The organism is Dactylosporangium aurantiacum, from assembly GCF_000716715.1.
In the GTDB taxonomy this organism is placed as follows: Bacteria; Actinomycetota; Actinomycetes; order Mycobacteriales; family Micromonosporaceae; genus Dactylosporangium; species Dactylosporangium aurantiacum.
This window is the reverse complement of the sequence record NZ_JNYJ01000013.1, coordinates 211,538-230,238: the sequence shown is the minus strand read 5'-3', so window position 1 is coordinate 230,238 and position 18,701 is coordinate 211,538. Positions and strand designations below refer to the sequence as shown.

At 73.5% G+C, this 18,701-nt stretch carries 15 protein-coding genes; 6 read left to right on the top strand and 9 right to left on the bottom strand.

The window, feature by feature from the left end; translation table 11 throughout:
- The first annotated feature begins 70 nt into the window (after positions 1 to 70).
- Complete coding sequence (locus OP18_RS57245; protein ID WP_156089580.1) at positions 71 to 811, top strand: LppU/SCO3897 family protein; 741 nt, start codon at positions 71 to 73, stop codon at positions 809 to 811.
- A 280-nt stretch (positions 812 to 1,091) separates the two neighbouring features.
- Complete coding sequence (locus OP18_RS17520) at positions 1,092 to 2,300, top strand: ATP-binding protein (RefSeq protein WP_033359960.1); 1,209 nt, start codon at positions 1,092 to 1,094, stop codon at positions 2,298 to 2,300.
- On the opposite strand, the gene OP18_RS17515 is transcribed toward OP18_RS17520, so the two are convergent.
- The 5 genes from OP18_RS17515 to OP18_RS17495 form a co-directional block, all read right to left on the bottom strand.
- Positions 2,297 to 3,466: a VWA domain-containing protein gene (locus OP18_RS17515; protein WP_033359959.1), complete on the bottom strand. Its 1,170-nt coding sequence runs from the start codon at positions 3,464 to 3,466 to the stop codon at positions 2,297 to 2,299. The two genes, OP18_RS17520 and OP18_RS17515, sit on opposite strands and share 4 nt — an antisense overlap.
- Entirely contained in the window at positions 3,459 to 6,041 is a 2,583-nt protein-coding gene (locus OP18_RS17510) for a DUF5682 family protein (protein ID WP_063745532.1), read from the bottom strand. The genes OP18_RS17515 and OP18_RS17510 overlap by 8 nt, the downstream gene beginning before the upstream one ends.
- Positions 6,034 to 7,131 (bottom strand): ATP-binding protein, encoded by a 1,098-nt coding sequence (locus OP18_RS17505; RefSeq protein ID WP_033359958.1) that lies wholly within the window; start codon positions 7,129 to 7,131, stop codon positions 6,034 to 6,036. The genes OP18_RS17510 and OP18_RS17505 overlap by 8 nt, the downstream gene beginning before the upstream one ends.
- A complete protein-coding gene (locus OP18_RS17500; protein WP_052386874.1) occupies positions 7,128 to 8,648 on the bottom strand; it encodes a DUF5691 domain-containing protein in 1,521 nt (506 codons plus the stop codon). The genes OP18_RS17505 and OP18_RS17500 overlap by 4 nt, the downstream gene beginning before the upstream one ends.
- Before the next feature lie 340 nt (positions 8,649 to 8,988).
- Complete coding sequence (locus tag OP18_RS17495; RefSeq protein WP_033359957.1) at positions 8,989 to 10,341, bottom strand: SWIM zinc finger family protein; 1,353 nt, start codon at positions 10,339 to 10,341, stop codon at positions 8,989 to 8,991.
- A gap of 54 nt (positions 10,342 to 10,395) precedes the next feature.
- Here OP18_RS17495 and OP18_RS17490 point away from each other — a divergent pair, with 54 nt between their 5' ends.
- On the top strand, positions 10,396 to 10,992 hold the full coding sequence (locus OP18_RS17490; RefSeq protein WP_033359956.1) for a DoxX family protein: 597 nt from the start codon (positions 10,396 to 10,398) through the stop codon (positions 10,990 to 10,992).
- A 45-nt stretch (positions 10,993 to 11,037) separates the two neighbouring features.
- Here the strand turns inward: OP18_RS17490 and OP18_RS17485 are convergent, their stop codons facing one another.
- Genes OP18_RS17485 through moaC form a run of 4 tightly spaced genes read right to left on the bottom strand, consistent with a single transcriptional unit; the run spans position 11,038 to position 13,637 of the window.
- Positions 11,038 to 11,460, bottom strand: coding sequence for a molybdenum cofactor biosynthesis protein MoaE (locus tag OP18_RS17485; RefSeq protein WP_033359955.1), 423 nt, complete (start codon positions 11,458 to 11,460; stop codon positions 11,038 to 11,040).
- Positions 11,457 to 12,659: a molybdopterin molybdotransferase MoeA gene (locus tag OP18_RS17480; protein WP_033359954.1), complete on the bottom strand. Its 1,203-nt coding sequence runs from the start codon at positions 12,657 to 12,659 to the stop codon at positions 11,457 to 11,459. The genes OP18_RS17485 and OP18_RS17480 overlap by 4 nt, the downstream gene beginning before the upstream one ends.
- Before the next feature lie 37 nt (positions 12,660 to 12,696).
- A complete protein-coding gene (locus OP18_RS17475) occupies positions 12,697 to 13,179 on the bottom strand; it encodes a MogA/MoaB family molybdenum cofactor biosynthesis protein (protein WP_033359953.1) in 483 nt (160 codons plus the stop codon).
- Positions 13,161 to 13,637: a cyclic pyranopterin monophosphate synthase MoaC gene (gene moaC / locus OP18_RS17470; protein WP_033359952.1), complete on the bottom strand. Its 477-nt coding sequence runs from the start codon at positions 13,635 to 13,637 to the stop codon at positions 13,161 to 13,163. Before moaC ends, OP18_RS17475 begins: the two co-directional genes overlap by 19 nt.
- Before the next feature lie 359 nt (positions 13,638 to 13,996).
- On the opposite strand from moaC, the gene OP18_RS17465 reads away from it, so the two are divergent.
- The 3 genes from OP18_RS17465 to OP18_RS17455 are packed head-to-tail and all read left to right on the top strand — an operon-like array spanning position 13,997 to position 18,426.
- Positions 13,997 to 16,513 (top strand): putative bifunctional diguanylate cyclase/phosphodiesterase, encoded by a 2,517-nt coding sequence (locus OP18_RS17465; RefSeq protein ID WP_156089579.1) that lies wholly within the window; start codon positions 13,997 to 13,999, stop codon positions 16,511 to 16,513.
- On the top strand, positions 16,501 to 17,790 hold the full coding sequence (locus OP18_RS17460; RefSeq protein ID WP_033359950.1) for a glycosyltransferase family 87 protein: 1,290 nt from the start codon (positions 16,501 to 16,503) through the stop codon (positions 17,788 to 17,790). The genes OP18_RS17465 and OP18_RS17460 overlap by 13 nt, the downstream gene beginning before the upstream one ends.
- A 9-nt stretch (positions 17,791 to 17,799) precedes the next feature.
- On the top strand, positions 17,800 to 18,426 hold the full coding sequence (locus OP18_RS17455) for a phosphoribosyltransferase (protein ID WP_033359949.1): 627 nt from the start codon (positions 17,800 to 17,802) through the stop codon (positions 18,424 to 18,426).
- Positions 18,427 to 18,701 lie beyond the last annotated feature (275 nt).

Here is an 18,701-nt window from a genome sequence, read left to right as displayed (position 1 = left end):
GGGGGTGGCGCTACCGTAGCTGCATCGACGCAACTACGCTGCCGGGAGCTTCGCGGAGCAGGAGGATCACATGTCGGGTTACGGACCGCCGGGCCCGTACCAGGGCCAACCCCAGGACCCCTGGCAGGGCGGCCAGCAGGATCCCTATGGGCCGCCGGACCCGTATGGTCCGCCTCCGGGATATGGGCAGCAGCCCGATCCCTACGGCCCGCCGGACCCTTACGGTCAGCCGCCGCAGTGGGGGCAGCAGCCGCAGTCGGGTGGCCCGTATGGGAACAACTACCCGCCGACCGGCACCTACCAGCAGCCGGCCTACGGTCAGCCGCCCGGCCCGGGCATCGGTGCACCGCCGCCGGTGCCGCCGCGCCGGAGGGGTTCCGGTGGCACGGTCGCGCTCGTCGTCGTCCTGGTGCTGCTGCTGTGTGGCGGTGGCGCCGCCGGTATCTGGTATGTCCTGAAGAACGAGAAGACCACGCCCACGACGGGTTCGCCGACGCCGAAGGCGAGCACCTCGGGCAAGGCGTCCACGAGCGCCGCACCCAGTGGCGGCGCGTCGTCGCCGACCGGTGTGTCGCCCGGCGACGCCAAGACGGTCAAGGTCGGCGAGTGCCTGGTCAACCAGGGCACCGCCACCCAGCCGAAGATGGTGAAGACGGCGTGCGCGCCGGCGACGTTCGAGGTGCTCAAGCGCATCCCCAACACCACGGACAAGTCGAAGTGCAACGGCGTCTCGGGCTACTCGCACGACTACTTCTACGACAGCACGGTCGACAGCGAGGACTTCGTGCTGTGCCTCAAGCTCAGGAGCTGAGCTTCTGAGGGACGACATCGGCGGGCCGCGGAGCGAGCAACTTCCGCGGCCCGCTATCGTTTGGCAGTCGAGGCGACTCGAACGTTTGTTTGACCCCCTTGCACGATGCCCCCTGGGGCGTGTAGTACATTAGTTCGAGCGCGGCAGGCGGGCACTTCGATGCACCGGTCTAAGCCATTCTTGCGTGTGCCCTAGACTGCCCTAGAGAAGGCACGACACGCCACAAGGATGTTCTATGCGGTTCTAGCGTTTTGGCTAGAGACGCCGATACGGTGCGATCGTGGATCCCGTTCGCAACCCGTATGCGCCCGGAGCAGGTCAGCGACCTCCGGAGCTCGCCGGCCGTGACCGTGAGCTGCAGGCCTTCGAGATCGTCCTCGAGCGGGTCTCCCGCGGGCGGCCCGAGCGCTCGTTGATGCTGACGGGCCTGCGCGGCGTCGGCAAGACCGTCCTGCTCAACACGCTGCGCTCGCAGGCGATCTCGCGGCTGTGGGGCACCGGCAAGATCGAGGCACGGCCCGACCAGTCGTTGCGCCGGCCGCTGTCGGCGGCGCTGCACATGGCGATCCGCGAGCTGGCCCCGCACCATCGGGCGCCCGACCGGATCGACGAGTTCCTCGGGGTGCTGAAGGCGTTCGCGGTCCGTGAGGATCCGAACAAGCCGCCGGCGAAGCTGCGCGACCGGTGGCAGCCGGGAATCGACGTCCCGGCGAGCACGGGCCGCGCCGACTCCGGCGACATCGAGATCGACCTGGTCGAGCTGTTCACCGACGCGGCGAGCGTCGCCACCGACGTCGGCACCGGCGTGGCGATCTTCATCGACGAGATGCAGGACCTGTCGGCCGACGACATCTCGGCGATGTGCGCGGCGTGCCACGAGCTGTCGCAGACCGGCGCGCCGCTGATCGTCGTCGGCGCCGGGCTGCCGCACCTGCCGGCCCTGCTCACCGCGTCGAAGTCCTACTCCGAGCGGCTCTTCCGCTACCAGCGCATCGACCGGCTCGACCGCATCGCCGCCGACCTTGCCCTCACCGCGCCCGCGCTGCGCGAGGAGGTCGAGTACGAGCCCAAGGCGCTCGACGAGCTGTACGAGGCGTCGGGCGGCTACCCGTACTTCGTGCAGGCCTACGGCAAGGCGACCTGGGACCACGCGCCGCGCTCGCCGATCACCGCCGCGGACGTGCGGGTGGCGGCGCCCGAGGCCGAGGCGGAGCTGGCCGTCGGCTTCTTCGGCTCCCGGTACGAGCGGGCCACCCCCGCCGAACGCGAGTACATGCGCTGCATGGCCACGCTCCTGCCGGCCGTCGACGTGTCCGAGGCGGTGCCGACCGCCGAGATCGCGCGCAGCCTGGGCCGCCGCCCGGCGAGCCTCTCCCCGGCCCGCGACGCCCTGATCAAAAAGGGGCTCATCTACTCCGGCGAGCGCGGCACGGTCGCGTTCACCGTGCCGCACTTCGCCCGCTACATCCGCTCCCAGCCCGCCGACTAGGTCTTCGCCTTCTCGATCACGGCCCGCAGATCCCTGCGCTCGATCGCGGCGGCCATCAGGTCCGGGAAGACGTCGGGGGTACAGGCGAACGCCGGCACCCCGAGCGCCGCCAGCGCCGCCGCGTTCTCGTGGTCGTAGTCCGGTGCCCCCTCGTCGGACAGGGCCAGCAGCGTGATCACCTGCACCCCGGCGGCGGTCATCGCGGCGACCCGCCGGAGCATCTCCTCGCGCACGCCGCCCTCGTACAGGTCGCTGATCAGCACGAAGATCGTGTCGCGCGGGCGGGTGATGAGCTGCTGGCCGTACGCGATGGCCCGGTTGATGTCCGTGCCGCCGCCGAGCTGGGTGCCGAACAGGACGTCGACCGGGTCCGCGAGCTGGTCGGTCAGGTCGACCACTGCGGTGTCGAACACGATGAGGGACGTCTTGAGCGACCGCATCGAGGCGAGCACCGCGGCGAACACCCCCGAGTAGACGACGGACGCGGCCATCGAGCCCGACTGGTCGACGCACAGCACGACGTCGCGCTGCACCGACTGGGCCCGGCGCCCGTACCCCACCAGCCGCTCGGGCACGACCGTGCCGTACTCGGCCTGGTAGTGCTTGAGGTTCGCCCGGATGGTGCGGTTCCAGTCGATGTCGTGATGCCGGGGGCGGTTGACCCGCGCGGCCCGGTTGAGGGCGCCGGCCAGCGCGGTCCTGGTCGGCTGCGCGATCCGCCGCTCCAGCTCGGCGACCACCTTGGCCACGACCTTCCGCGCGGCCCGCTTGCTCTTGTCGGGCATGACCCGGTTGAGCGACAGCAGCGTGCCGACCAGGTGCACGTCGGGCTCGACGGCGTCGAGCATCTCCGGCTCCAACAGCAGCCGGGTCAGGTCGAGCCGCTCGATCGCGTCGGCCTGCATCACCTGCACCACGGTCGACGGGAAGTACTGGCGGATGTCGCCGAGCCACCGGGCGACCCGCGGCGCCGACGCGCCGAGGCCGGCGCCGCGCTGGCTGCCGGTGCCGTCGCCGCTGTCGTACAGGGCGCCGAGGGCCGCGTCGATGGACACGTCGGTGCCAGTGAGGCCGTAGCCGGTGCCCTCGCCGCCGGACGCGCCGCCGAGCGCCAGACGCCAGCGGCGGAGGCGCTCGTCGTGCTGGTCGCCGTGCTCATCAGGCATGGTGCACCTCCTTGCCCAGCAGGTCCTTGCCCAACAGGTCCCCGCCGACCAGGTCCTCGCCGACCAGGTCCTTGCCCAGCAGGTCCTTGCCGAGCAGGCGGGCCACGACCGGCAGCAGCAGCGCGCCGCGGTCGGGGTCGACCTGGTCGTCGTGCTCGCCGGCGCGGGGCCGCCCGCCGGTGCCGATGTGCGCGGCCCGCTCGCCGATCATGCGACGCTGCGGCGCCGGGTATCCGCTGAACGTGCGGCGCAGCAGCGGCAGCACCTCGACGAACGCGTCCGCGGGGATCCCCGTGAGCCACGCGTCGACCAGCGCCAGCAGCCGCTCGTCGTGGACCAGCAGCAGCCCGTCGCCGGCGAGGAACCCCTCGATCCAGGCCGCGGCCTTCGCCACCGGTACGCCCACCGTCAGCACCAGCGCCATCCGCACGCCGATCTCGTCGGCGTCGACGGTGCCGGCGTCCAGCAGCAGCCGGCTCATCCGCCCGCTGAGCAGGCCGTGCAGGTCGTCGCGGGTGGACAGGCCGCCGAGCAGCGCCTGCCACCGCTGGCTGGCGTCGGCGTCGTCGATCAGCGCCAGCGCGCCCTGCACCCCGTCGATGCGGTCGCGCATGACCGCGGCCGCCGCGTCGTCGAGCCCGCCGACCGCCGCGGGCAGGCCGACGCAGACCCGGGTGATCATGCCGTGGGTCACCGAGCGCAGCGCCGACAGGTCGGTGCCGCGCACGTCGCCGTACCGCAGCGTGCGGGCGAGCGCCGGCAGCGCGTCCATCAGGTGCGCCACGTCGGCGTCGAGGGCCATCCGCTCGTCGAGCGCGTCGAGCACCCCGGGCAGCGCGTCCGGCAGGTCGGCCAGCAGGCACCGCTCGACCAGGGCCGTCACGTCGGCGAGGGTCTCGGCCTCGGCGGCCTGCTCCGCCACCCGGGCGGTCGCCGCCTCGCGGACCGTGGTCCCGTACGCCCCCGCCTCGACCAGATCGACGGCGAACTCCGGCTGCCACGCGATCTGCCACGACTCCCAGAACGTGCCGCGGCCCTTCCGGTTGGCGATCACCTGACCCCACTCCACGCCCAGCAGCCGCAGCCGGTGCAGCAGCTGGCTGCGCTGCAGGTCGAGGTCGCGGCGCAGGTCGAGGTCGATCTCGCGGCTGCTGACCGCGGGCTGGAGCCGCAGCCGGCGCTGGCTGCTGGCCACGTCCCGCGCGATCGGCACCCCGGGCGTCTGGTCCGGCACCCGCCCGAGCCGGTCGCCGACCACCAGCCGCCGGTTGATCAGGCTCAGCCGCAGGTCGTCGCCGTCGCAGAGCACCGCGTGCGCCGCGTCGGTCACCTCGGCGAGTCCGGCCAGCGGCCGGCCGCGCATCGTCGCGAGCGCCTCGGCGAGCCGGGTCGCCTCGATGATGTGCGCGCTGGACACCGGCACGCCGTCCTTGCGCAGCACGCCCGCGGCCCGCACCAGCCAGCGCGCCACCACGTGCTCGTCGACCGCGGTGAAGAGGTGGTGGTACCAGCCGGGCGAGCGCACCCCCGCGCCGTACCCCTGCCAGGACGCCAGCCGAGCGTGCGTCCACGGCACCCAGGTCATGGCGACCTTGACCTTCGGCAGTCCTTTGAGGACCGCGGCGTCGGAGGACGCGCTGGGCAGCGGCGCCGTCAGCGCGGGCACGTGCCAGGCCCCGCACACCACCGCGACCCGGTCGAACTCCTTCATCGCCGCCCGCATCGCCTGGCGCATGTGCGCCTCGCGCCGCTCCTCGTCGATCCGCTCGGCCTCCGGTGGCGCGGGTGCGTGCGCCCTGACCACGGTCATCGCCTCGGCGATCGCCGCGAAGGGCGCCACCGCCGCGGCGAGGCGCTCCTCGTCGATGTCGCGCTCGGTGGCGAACAACGACCCGACCCCACCCAGCGCGTTGTCGTATCCGGCTCCGTCCGTCCGGGCGCCGGCGTCTCCGGCTGCGCCCGGCTGGGCGCCGGCGTCTCCGGCTGCGCCCGGCTGGGCGCCGGCGTCTCCGGCTCCGTCCGGCTGGGCGCCGTCGTGCCCGGCTCCCTGCGGCTGGGCGCTGTCAGGTCGGACCTCCGAAGGTGCCTGGGCGGGCGGCGGCGGGATCAAGTGCGGCTCCCGCCGGTGCTCGACGACGTCCTCCCACCACCGTTCGGGGTCGTCGTACCCCGCCGCCTCGGCCAGCGCGCCGATCGGGTCGATGCGCACCGTGTCGTCGGCCGGGGTCGGTGCGGACGGGGTGCCCGAGGCGAGCCGCACCGCCGCGGGCAGGTCGATGAACCGGACCGGGATCTCGCACGCGACCGCCCACCGGATCGCCTGCCACTCCGGGGAGAACTCGGCGAACGGCCAGAACGACGCGCGCAGCTTCGGGTCGGGGTTGTCCGCCGGATACGCCAGCAGCGCCACCGGGGCGCGCATGTCCTCGTCGCCGGCGAACGGCACCAGCGGGTCTGCCTCCGGCGGGCCCTCGATGAGGATCACGTCGGGCTGGAACGCGGCGAGGGCGCGGCGCACCGCCCGCGCCGACCCCGGTCCGTGGTGGCGCACCCCGAGCAGCAGCGGCTCACTCACCGCGACGGGCCGCCCGGTAGAAGTCGCGCCAGCCTTCGCGCTCCCGGATCACCGTTTCCAGGTACTCCTGCCAGACGACCTGGTCGGAGACCGGGTCCTTGACGACCGCGCCGACGATGCCGGCGGCGACGTCGCTCGGCCGCAGCAGGCCGTCGCCGAAGTGCGCGGCGAGGGCGAGCCCGTTGGTGACCACCGAGATCGCCTCCGCCGTCGACAGGGTGCCGCTGGGCGACTTCAGCTTGGTGCGCCCGTCTTCGGTGGCGCCGTTGCGCAGCTCCCGGAACACGGTCACGACCCGGCGGATCTCGTCGACGGCCGGCGGCAGCTCGGGCAGCTCCAGCGCCTTGCCGAGCGCGGCGACCCGGCGCGACACGATGTCGACCTCCTCCTCGACCCCGGCGGGCACCGGGAGCACCACGGTGTTGAACCGGCGCCGCAGCGCGGAGGACAGCTCGTTGACGCCCCGGTCGCGGTCGTTGGCCGTGGCGATGACGTTGAAGCCCTTGCGCGCCTGCACCTCCTCGCCCAGCTCCGGCACCGGCAGCGTCTTCTCCGACAGCACGGTGATCAGGCTGTCCTGCACGTCGGACGGGACGCGGGTCAACTCCTCGATCCGCGCGATCCGGCCGTCGGCCATGGCCCGCAGCACGGGGCTCGGCACGAGCGCGGCCCGGCTGGGGCCTTCGGAGAGGAGGCGGGCGTAGTTCCAGCCATACCGGATGGCTTCCTCGGGAGTGCCGGCGGTGCCCTGGACGAGCAGGGTCGAGTCGCCGCTGACGGCCGCCGCGAGGTGCTCCGACACCCAGGTCTTGGCGGTGCCGGGCACGCCGAGCAGCAGCAGCGCCCGGTCGGTGGCGAGCGTCGCGACGGCGACCTCCATGAGCCGGCGGGAACCGACGTACTTGGGGATGATCACGGTGCCGTCAGCGGCGGTCCCGCCGAGCAGATACGTCACCACGGCCGCGGGCGACAGCAGCCACCCGGGCGGTCGCGGGCGGTCGTCGCCGGCGGCCAGTGCTGCCAGCTCGGCGGCGAACTCGTCCTCGGCGTGCCGCCGCTGGACTGCCTGCGCTTCGACTGTGCTGGTCACGCGAGCTCCTCGAGCATGTCTTGTCGGAACCGGAGGGTGTCGGCGAAACGGCCGACGATGGAGGACATCGGGTCGTCGGAGGCCAACCCGGCGGCGAGCTTCACGGCCCGGTCCGCGGCTTCCGCGGGCAGGCGCAGCGCGGCCAGCTCGCACAGCCCGGCGAGCCGCCACCCCGCCGACCGCCGGCCGCCGAGGTCGTCGAGCGCCGCGAACACCGCCTCGACCAAGGCCGGCGGCCACGGTCGCGGGCACAGCTCCAGCACGTGCTCGACCCCGACCGCGGCGGCGCCGGCGAGGCCGCGGCGCAGGACCTCGACCGCGATCGCGGACAGCGCGTCGGACGGCAGCGCGTCATACAACGCCTCGAGCAGCAGCCGGTCGTCGGGGCGCCCGCCGGCCGCGACCTCCTCGGTCAGCTGGCCGGTCAGCGCGGTCGCCCACCGCGCGTCGCGCTGCCCGGCCGCGGCCCTGGCCAGTCCGCGGCGCAGCACCGCGGCCCATTCGTCGGTCACGGGCAGGCGCAGGAACTCCTCGGGCTCCCCCCACACCCGCAGCGGGGTCCGGGTGAGCAGCTCCTCCAGCCACCAGGCCCGCTCGCCGACGCCGACCGGCGGCCGGGGCGTGATGCCGTCGCGCCGCATCGCCTTGTCACACGCGGCCGGCGGCACGATCATGATCCGCCCTCCGCTGACCTTGACCGAGGCCGTCGAACGCTCGGCCATCCGCCGCGCATACGCGCTGTCGGGCAGCAGCGCGAGCAGCTCGACCGCGGCGGCCCGCACCTCCTTGCGCCGATCGTCGAGCGCGGTCTCCAGGATCGCCTCGTCGGCGTTGGACAAGCCGGTCGCCAGGGCGCCCAGCAGCGCCGCCCGGTCGTCGGGTGTCTCCGTGGGCCATGCGGTGCGCAGCAGCTCACGCGCCGCGTCCGGGTCGCGGCGGCGCAGCGCGGTCAGGAACCCCACCCGCCGGCCGATCGACCCCAGCTCCCAGGCGCTGCCGTCGTCGGCGGGCCCGTCGACGGTCGTGGTGACGAGATAGCCCCAGTCGGGTCGCTGGGCCGCGAGCCACTCGGCGCGGGGCCCGCCGACCGCGGCGATCAGGGGCCGCAGGATCCGGTGCCGGCGCCCCACCTCCAGCAGCGCGGGCAGCAGCTCGCCGGGCACCCGCCGCGCCCCGACCGCGCCCAGCCACTCCGCGAGCAGCTCCAGCCGCCCGTCGGCGTCGCGCACCGGGGTGGCGTTGCTGGAGCCATACCCCGCGGCGTCGACCGCGAGCAGGTCCGCCGCGCGGGCCGACGCAGCCCACGGCACCAGCGTGATCCCGGAGTCGTCGGGCGCGGGGGCCGGCACCGGGACCCCGACGCGCGGTGCCACCCCGGCGCGCCGATACATCGTCAGCGTGGCCGCCGCGTCCAGCAGCACCTCGGCGGGGTCGCCGTCACCGTCCGCGAGATGCCGCCGCTGCGTCCCGACCAGCGCCGTCGCCAGGACGTCGCCCCACTCCGGCAGCGCGTTCACACCCTCACCTCCGCCGCACTCCCCTGCCCGCCCGCGCCCCGCCGCCGCCCGACCACGGCGGACGGACCGCAGGACCTTGCCGCCGCGACACCGTCCGGGCACCCGGGCACCGCGACATCTCGCCGGCGCTCGTGCCCGAGGCCACCCACGCGAACCAGAAGCCGACCCACCCCACCGTCGCGCCCCCAGTGGCCCACCGCCACCCGAGGCCGTCCCCCGCGCCCCCAGTGACCCACCGCCACCCGAGGCCGTCCCCCATCGCCAGCGTCGGCGCGGGGCACAGCACCGACCGGCACGGCGTCGAAGCCGGCACCACACGCGCCCACGAGCACCACAGTGGTCACAGCCGCACCAGCCGGCCTTCGGACCAGGCGCCGAGCGGCCGCAGCCCACCCGCCGACCACTCGCCGGTCACCGTCGTCGGGCGTCCGCCGGTGATCGCCAGCAGCCGCCACGGATCACCCGAGGCCGGGTCGAGGGGAAGGGCGGTGCCCTCGGGGTCGACCAGCACCCAGGCGCCGCCGTCACGGGTGGGGCAGACCGCGTCGATGGTCATCGGCCAGTAGTCCAGCCACGGGTCCTCGGCGAGAGCGGCCGCGTGGGCGCGCAGGTTGGCCTCGATGCCCGCGGCGCCCGCGACGGAGTGCATCCGTGCGGGTGGACCGTGCCGCTTGGCGATCAGGGCGCGGGCCGGCTGCCCGCCGGGATACAGGCACACGTCGGCGTCGATCTGCGTGCCGGGCAGCAGGTCGATCGGCAGGGACTGCCCGGCGACGGCGAACGACAGCACGAGCAGGGGCCGCAGCGTGGAGGCGCCGCGCAGCCAGGCGCGACGGACGGTCAGCTGGTCCTCGATCTCGTCGCGGACGCCGTGGACCTGCCAGCGGTCGCGCACGGCGGGCCCGGCCAGGACGGTCTCCGTGGCGATCGGCAGGCCGACCCGCATGCGGACGCTGGCGGCGAGCTCCTCGGGCAGCTCGGCCATCCGCCGATAGCCGCCGACGAGCAGGTGGAGCCGGGCCAGCTCGCCGAGGAGCCGCTCGGGGGAGCTGGTGACGGCCGAAGTGCGGCGCAGGATGCCGGCCGCACCGGCGGCCTGGGCGTCGACGAGCCGGGCCGCCATCGTGTCCCAGTGCGCATAGCCGCTCTTGGCGACGCTCGCCAGCCCGGCCCGGGCCTGGTCGGCGAGCCAGCGGTCGAGCTCGTCGAGGCCGGCGGAGATCCGGTCGGCGCGGCGGGCCTGCGCCTTCTCGCCCGGGGCGGCCCGGCCGCCGCCACCGGTGCTGCCGCTGCCGGGTGCGGCGGGTGAGGTCGGGGTGGGTCCGGTGCGCCGGGCAGCGCGGGACGACTGCCACTCCTGGACCCAGCCGGGTGCGGTGGCGTCGGTGACGCTCCCCGCTGACCAGCGCAGGAGCAGGGCCAGGGCGTGCTTGCAGGGGAACTTGCGGCTCGGGCAGGTGCACTTGAACGCGGGCTCGGTGAGATCGACGGCGGTCTGATAGGGCGTGCTGCCGCTGCCCTGGCAGAGCCCCCAGACCGTCGGTGGCACGTCGTCGGTGGAGCTCAGCCCGGACTCCAGCCACGCTCGGTCACCGGCCATGCCCCGAGCCGCCCGCTGCGCGGACGCGTCGGGGGCGAGCGCCATCACCTGGTCGGTGGTCCAGACCGTCGTCTCCGTCGAAGTTTCGGCCATGCTGCGAAGCGTAGTGAGGGGGTACGACATTCCGTGGTTGGGTATGAGCCCGGTATGAGACCCGTGCGCACAGCGGCCCGCTCGATGCTCGCCGCCATTTTCGTCATTCAGGGGTGGGCGGCGTTCCGTGACCCCGCGAAACTCGCCGGCAAGGCCCGCCCGGTCACGGACCGGCTGGAGCCGACGCTGCACGCGGTCCACCCGCGCCTGCCCACCGACGCCGAGACGCTGGTACGGGTCAACGGCGCGGCACAGGTCGCCGGCGGGCTCCTGCTGGCCACCGGCAAGGCGACGACCCCGGCGGCGCTGGTGCTGGCCGGCTCGCTGGTGCCGACGACCCTCGCCGGGCACGCGTACTGGGAGGTCGAGGACCCGGCGCAGCGCAACCAGCAGCGGATCAACTTCCTCAAGAACCTCGGGCTGTTCGGCGGGCTGCTGTTCGCGGCGCTGGACAACGAGGGCCGGCCCAGCCTGGCGTGGCGGACTCGCAACACGGCCCGCAACGCGCGCCGCGGCGCCGGTTACACGGCCCGGACCGCGCGCCGGGAGGCCCAGCACGCGGTGCACACGGCGCAGCGGGAAGCCCGGCACGTCGTGCGGGACGCCCGCATCGCCCGCCTGGCAGCCCAGGCCGGACGCCGCCTGGGGTAGGCCGGGAGAACGCGCCACCCAGAACGAACCCGGGCAGAGCGCCGGCTACGGGCAGTTGACCCATTCCTCTTCGCCGTCGGTGAAGACCTGCCGCTTCCACACCGGCAGCCTGGCCTTCACCTCGTCGACGAGCCGCGCGCACAGCTGGAACGCGTCCGCCCGATGCGAGGTGGAGATCGCCGCCGCCAGCGCCACGTCGCCGATCTCCAGCCGGCCGACGCGGTGCGACACGGCGAGCGCGTGCACGGCCGGCTCGGCCGCGATCTCCGCGGCGATCTCGGCGAGGATGTCGCCGGCGCTGGGGTGGCCCTCGTACTCGAGCTCCACCACGCCGCGCCCGCCGTCGTGGTCGCGCACCACGCCGGCGAAGGACACGACGGCGCCCGCGGCGCGGTCGGCGACCGCCTGCTCGTGGGAGGTCACGTCGATCGGCTCGCTGGTCACCAGGACCGTGATGCGGTCGGTCACACCCGCTCCCCATCCAGAATCGGCAGCGGTACGAGCTGCGCCGGCGTCCCCGCGAGGCCCCGCCCGCCGGGCGGGATGATCGCGAATCCGATCGAGTTGGCCAGCCCTCTCAGCATCGAGGACCCGGCGTGGGCCACGGGATACGCCAGGCCGTCCTGCGGATCCCGGCGCACCAGCGCCAGGTGGGTGTAGTCGCCCCGCCCGGGGATGTCGGCGCCCAGCTTGACGGTGGCGTGTGCCGGTCGGGGCCGGCCGGTCAGTCCGGCGAGCAGTGGCAGTACCAGCGAAACCAACGCGACGAACGTGGACTGCGGGTTGCCGGGCAGGCCCGCGACGAACTGGCCACCGGGCAGTTGCGCGACGAGCATCGGGAAGCCGGGGCGCACGGCCACCGTGTTGACGACGTAGGTGGCGCCCAGCTCGGCCAGGGCGGGGTGCAGGTGGTCGACGGGGCCGTGCATGGTGCCGCCGGTGGTGCAGATGACCTGGGCGCCGGCGTCGACGGCGGCCCGCAGCGCGGCGACGTGGTCCTCGAGGGTGTCCGCGACCGGGGCGCGGTGGTGCACGACGTCGGTGCCGGCCCGGCGCAGCCACGAGGGCAGGGACGGGCCGAGCGCGTCGCGGACCCGCCCGCCGCCGGGGACGCCCTCGGTGAGCAGCTCGTCGCCGAAGACCAGCAGCGCGCTGCGCGGCCTGGGCCGGCACGACAGCGTGTCGTAGCCGCAGGCGGCGGCGAGGCCGATGACGCCCGGGGTGATCGGCGTGCCGGCGGGCAGGAGCTCCTCGCCGAGGTCGGCCTCCTCGCCGGTCAGCCGCCAGTCGGGCATCTTGCGGGGCTCGCCGGCGACGACGTGCTCGCCTTCGACCTTGGAGTCCTCGATGCGCACGACATAGGCGGTGCCCTCCGGGACCATGCCGCCGGTGGCGATCTCCACGCAGGTGCCGTCGGTGGTCAGCGGCTCGGCCTGGTCACCGGCGAGCACCCGGCCGATGATCCGCCAGGGCGCCGGGCCGCGCACGGCCCAGCCGTCGACGCTCGAGGTGGGAAACGCCGGCAGCGCGGTGAGCGTGGTCAGCGGCTCGGCGAGGGTCAGGCCGTCGGACTCGACGAGGGGGACGGGCACGGGGCTCGACGCGGCCGCCGAACCCGCCTCGAACACCGCCTCGCGGGCATCGGTCCACGCGATCGGTAACGTCACGCGTCGAGCCTAGTCCGTGGCGCTGCCGGCATCGCGGTCAGTGGTCGCCGCCGCGGAGCTGGTCGACGGCGTGCGCGAGGACCGGGCCGAGCACGGCCAGGCCGTCCTTCGCGCCGCCCTTCGAGCCGGGCAGGTTGACGATGAGGGTGCGCCCGGCGACGCCGCTGAGCCCGCGGGACAGGATGGCCGTCGGCACCTTCGCCGCGCCCGCGGCGCGGATCGCCTCGGCGATGCCGGGCACCTCGTAGTCCAGCACGCGGCGGGTCATCTCCGGGGTGGCGTCGGTGGGGGTGACGCCGGTGCCGCCGCTGGTCACGATCACGTCGGCGCCGCCGGCGACCGCGGCTCTCAGCGCCTCCTCGACCGGCGGCCCGTCGGGCACGACGACGGGGTCGCCGACGTCGCAGCCCAGCTCGCGCAGGCCGGCGACGAGCAGCGGGCCGCTGGTGTCGGCGTAGATCCCGGCCGCGGCGCGGTTGGAGGCCACGATCACGACGGCCTTCACGAGGCCCGCTCCCAGAGGCCGGTCTTGCCGCCTTCCTTGCGCAGCACCCGTACTCCTTCCAGCGAGGCGGCCGGGTCGACCGCCTTGATCATGTCAATGAGGGCCAGGCCGGCGGCGGCGACGGCGGTCAGCGCCTCCATTTCCACGCCGGTGCGGTCGGCGGTCCGGGCGGCCACCACAATGTCAACCGAGTCGTCACCCAACGTAAGGTCCACGGTCACTCCGTGAAGGGCAATCGGATGACATAACGGGATGAGATCGGGCGTGCGTTTGGCACCCATGATTCCGGCGATCCGCGCGACGGCCAATGCGTCACCCTTGGGTAACGCACCGTCGTGCAACAACGCTATTACGTCGGCCGTTGTACGGACGGAACCAGCCGCAACCGCGCGCCGGGCGGTGATTTCCTTGCCCGCGACGTCCACCATCCGTGCCGCGCCAGTCCGGTCGACATGCGTCAGTTCATGTGCCACGACAACACCCTATCGGCGTTGCGCTGAACTGCGGTTTGATCATGCACGCTGGTGGGAACAAGGGCCGGCCAAGCTCCACGGAGCGTAACTTTCGGGTCACCAAAATATGACAAGTCATGCCCTTCTTCGCAAACTGTGAGTCGACGGACAAAAGGGTATGGGCAACTTGCGAAATGCACCCTAGGCTTCGTTCAACGCCGAAGAGTTCGATGATTATCGATATCTTCGGTAACGGGGGTCGTAACCGCGATACGACTTAGGGGGCAGCAATGCGCAACCACGACTGGCTCTGAAATTTCCGGCCTTGACAGGAACACACGCCCATCGGTCACGATGAGCGAACCGCGATGCAAAGACCAATGGGTACCGACGACGCGACCAACCGGCGCCTCTGGCGTCTCGTTGGTCCCGTCGTCGTCGGTGCGGGCGTCGCCGTCGCCGCCGCATTGTGGCTGATCAAGGACTACGGCAGCCTGGCCCTTTTCCTGCCGCTGCCGACGGTGCTCGTCACCGTCTGCGGGTACATGCGGATCCAGATCCGGATCCGTTCCGCCATCCACGGCTCGTCGCCGGTATCGGCGGTCATCGTCGTGGCTGCGGTGTTCCTGCCGGCGCCGTTCGTGATCCTTTCCGTCGCCGTCGGCAAGCTCGCCGACCAGTTGCTCAACGTGGCCCACGTGCCAGTGAAGATCAGTTTCAATGTCGGCAAGGAAGTGCTCAACGGCACCGCCGCGGCGCTCGCCGTCGCCGCCCTCGGCTTCCAGCCGATCCTCGTCACCGCCGACCGCACCGGACCCATCAGCGACGCCCTCGCCGCGACCGTGCTCGCCTCAGTCGGCTACTTCATCGTCGATGAGCTCGTGTCCAAGGGCCTGTTCGCGATGCTCACCCGGACGTCGTACCGGCAGCGGCTCTTCGCCGACTGGGGCCTCCTCGCCGTCGTGCAGGCCGGCGCGTTCATCATCGCCGTCGCCACCGTCGTGGTGTACCACGTCAACCACTGGCTCGTGCTGATCCTTCCGCTGCTGCTGTGGTGCATCCACCTCGCCTCCGGCAACCGGGTCCGCGCCCGCCAGGGCAACGAGGCGTGGCAGCGGCTCGCCGAGGCCACCGACGAGTTCAACTCCGTCGACCAGACCGCGGTGCTGCACGCCGCCGTGCGCAAGGCCGCCGACCTGTTCTCCACCGACGAGGTCGAGGTCCAGATCCGCCCGCAGGCCGGCGAGGCCCGGCTGGTCCGCAGCAACGGCCGGGACATCCTGTACGACGGCCACCCCGACGACGCACCACCCGCCGCCGGCTTCGTCATCCCCATCGGCCTGGAGAGCTACCGCGGCGACGCCGACCTCGGCGAGCTGCGGCTGCGGTTCCGCGCACCGGTCAAGCTCACCGAGCGCGAGGGTTACACGCTGCACACGTTCGCCGCCGCGCTGTGCACCGCCATCCGCAACGCGTCCACCTTCGCCGAGACCCAACGCCTCGCCGACAGCCACGCCCGGGCCGCCGCCCAGGACCCCCTGACCCACCTCGCCAACCGGCGCAAGCTGCAGCAGTACGGCGACGAAGCGCTCGCCACCGGCATCGTCGGCGTCCTGCTCATCGACCTCAACCACTTCAAAGAGGTCAACGACACCCTCGGCCACTCCGCCGGCGACCGGGTCCTGATCACCGTGGGCGAACGCCTCACCGCCGCCGTCCGCGAAGACGACCTGGTCGCCCGGTTCGGCGGCGACGAGTTCGCCGTCATCCTCGCCAACCTCAGCGCCCCCGCCCTCGCCGAGATGCGCGCCCACACCATCCTCGACGCCCTCGCCCCGCCCATCCAGCTCGACGACATGCGCATCAGCGTCGAGGCCAGCTGCGGCGTCACGACCGCCAGCGGCGGCACCGTCGGCGAGCTGCTCCGGCGCGCCGACGTCGCCCTGTACCAGGCGAAACAGGACGGCCAGCGGGTCGTCGTGTACGCGCACGCCCGCGACACCGCCGACATCGGCACCCTCACCCTCGGCGGCGACCTCGCCCGCGCCGTCGCCGAGGGCCAGTTCGTCGTCAACTTCCAGCCGATCGTCGACCTCGCCACCGGCCAGGTCATCGCCGCCGAGGCACTCACCCGCTGGCACCACCCCGACCGCGGCGACCTGGCACCGGACCGGTTCCTGCCCGCCATCGAACGCTCCGGCCAGCTCTCCGCGTTCGCCGACGCCGTCCTCGACCAGGCACTGATCGCCGTCTCGCAGTGGGCCGACGCCGGCCACGACATCCCCGTCGCCGTCAACGTCTCCCCCCGCAGCCTGCTCGACCCGTCGTTCCCCGACGCCGTCGCCCGCCGCCTCGCCGCCCGCGGCGTGCCGTCCTCCTCGCTCGTCATCGAGCTCACCGAATCCATCACCCTCAGCAAGCTCGAGGTCGTCGACGACGTCCTCGCCGCCCTGCGCGACCAGGGCATCCGCCTCGCCCTCGACGACTTCGGCACCGGCTTCTCCTCCCTGGCCACCCTCGCCCGCGTCGCCGTCGACGAACTCAAGATCGACCGCAGCTTCGTCGCCGCCATGAACACCTCCGCCCCCGGCGCCGTCGTCCGCTCCACCGTCGACCTCGGCCGCAGCCTCGGCCTGGTCGTCGTCGCCGAAGGCATCGAACGCGAAGACCAACGCCAGCAGCTGTGGGAGCTCGGCTGCCCGGCCGGCCAGGGCCACCTCTTCGCCCGCGCCATGCCCGCCGACCGGCTGCTCGCCGCCCTGCGCCGCGGCCACGACGGCCAGCCCGGCTGCCTCGCGCCGCCCCTGCACGACACCGACACCGTGATCCGCCTGCCACGCAACCGCAGGTCCCGCCGCGCCGGCGCCGCCGAGCCCGGGCAAGAATGGGTGCCATAGCCACGTTCTGGTCCCGCCCCCGCGTCAGCGACGCCGTCCTCTACGGCCTGTCCGCTGCCTTCGCCGCACTCACCGCCGTCACGTCGACCCTGCTGCCGCACCGGGCCTGGGGCGCCGTCGCCTGGTGGGGGTACGCCGCCGCGTTCCTGGTCACGTTCGTCGTGCTCCGCCGCCTCGCGCTGACCTTCGCCGTCTTCGTCGCGGTCACGCTCGTGCCCCTGGTCATCCAGGCCGTGCAGCGCGCCGGCGGCCGCACCGACCGGGCGCAGGAAGAGGTCCTCGTCGTCGAGCACATGGGCCGGCGCCTGCTCGACACCGGCACCCCCTACCTCGACCGCCCCGCCATCGCCGCCCTCCCCGCGCCGGACCGGTTGCTCGGGTACTCGCCGTACCAGCCCGGCATGGCGATCTTCGGGATCCCCCGGGCGGTCCTCGGCGAGCACTGGTGGACCGACGCGCGGATCTGGTTCGCGGCCGCCACGATCGCCGCCCTCCTGTGGACGCTGCGACTGCTCACCGACCTCGTCGCTCCGCCCGGGCTGGTCATCGTCGCCCAGTCCATCGCCGTCCTGCCGATCTGCACCCTCACCCTGACCACCGGCGGCGACGACCTGCCGGTGGTCAGCCTGGCCCTGCTGGCCATGGCCTTCACCGCCAGACACCGTTGGGTCGCGGCGGGCGTGACGATCGGTCTGGCCGGCGCGTTGAAGCTGTTCGCTCTCCCTGTCGCTCTTGTACTGCTGGTGCTCGCGCTGCGGTGTGCCGGCGGGACGGCCCGGTCGAGCGCCGCGTCGGACGGCGTCGTTGCGGCGGGTGCCGTCCGGCGCGCCGCGGTGTTCGCCCTCGGCGCGTTCGGCCTGCCGCTGCTGGTGATGCTGCCCGTCCTCGCCGTCGCGCCGTCCGCGTTCGTCGAGAACGTCCTGCGCTTCCCCTCCGGCCACGGCCTCGTCACCAGCCCGGCGCAGTCTCCCCTGCCCGGCCAGCTCATCGCCTCGTCGACCGGCGCGGGCCGCATCATCGCCCTGTCGCTCCTGGTCGCCGTCGGCCTCGCCATCGGCGTCTGGCTCCTGCGCCGCCCACCACAGGACACCCGTGCCGCCGCCCTCGTCACCGCGATCGGCCTCACCGCCGCGATCATGCTCATCCCGTCGACCCGCTTCGGCTACCTGCTCTACCCCGCCGCCTTCGCCGCCCTCTGGTGGGCACTGCGCCAACCCACCACCAGACCCCCCGATCAGCCCACCGATATCTGGCCGGCGACCTCAGAAGCGGCGTAAACAGGAAGCATGGCCTTCCGGGACCGCCAAGAAGCCGGCGCCGCACTCGCCGAGCTCCTCACCGGCTATGCCGACCGGCCCGACGTCATCGCCCTCGGCCTGGTCCGCGGTGGCATGCCCGTCGCCGCTGAGGTCGCCACCCGGCTGCACGTCCCGCTCGACGCCCTGGTCGTGCGCAAGCTCGGCGTACCGTGGGCCCCCGAGGTCGCCTTCGGCGCCATCGGCCCCGGCGGCGTCCAGGTCCTCAACCCCGAGATCCGCCTCGAACCCCACGAGATGGACCCCGTCATCCGCCACGAGACCACCGAGCTCCGCCGCCGCGACCGCCTCTTCCGCATCGGCCGCGACCCGCTCGACCTCACCGGCCGGGTCGCCCTCATCGTCGACGACGGCCTGGCCACCGGCGCCACGGCCGGCGCCGCGATCGCCGTCGCCAGAGCCCTCCGCGCCGCCCGTGTCGTCCTGGCCGCCCCCGTCGGCGCCACCCAGGCCGTCGACCGCCTCTCCTTGACCGCCGACGAGGTCGTCTGCCCCGTGACCTCCGACTACTTCGGCGCCGTCAGCCGCTACTACGACGACTTCCGCCAGATCCCGGACGCCGAGGTCACCCGCCTCCTGAGCCGCTGCCGCAGGTAGCAGCCGCTCGCCCGCGCCCTGCTCGCAGACGTCCGTGCCCTGCTCGCAGACATCGCGACACACCCGGTCGCCGCTGCTCGGACTGGCAATCACCATGATCGGCAGCTCTGACCGACAAACCCCGCGGAACAGGCGAACGGCCACAACCACAGGCACAGCACCAACCCAGCCGCCCGCCCGCCAGCGCACGGCCGCCAGGCAGCGTCCAAATGCCGACCAACGCGGACGGACACAACACTTGAGCCCGGTCGCACCTCTGCCTTCGCGACGCGAGC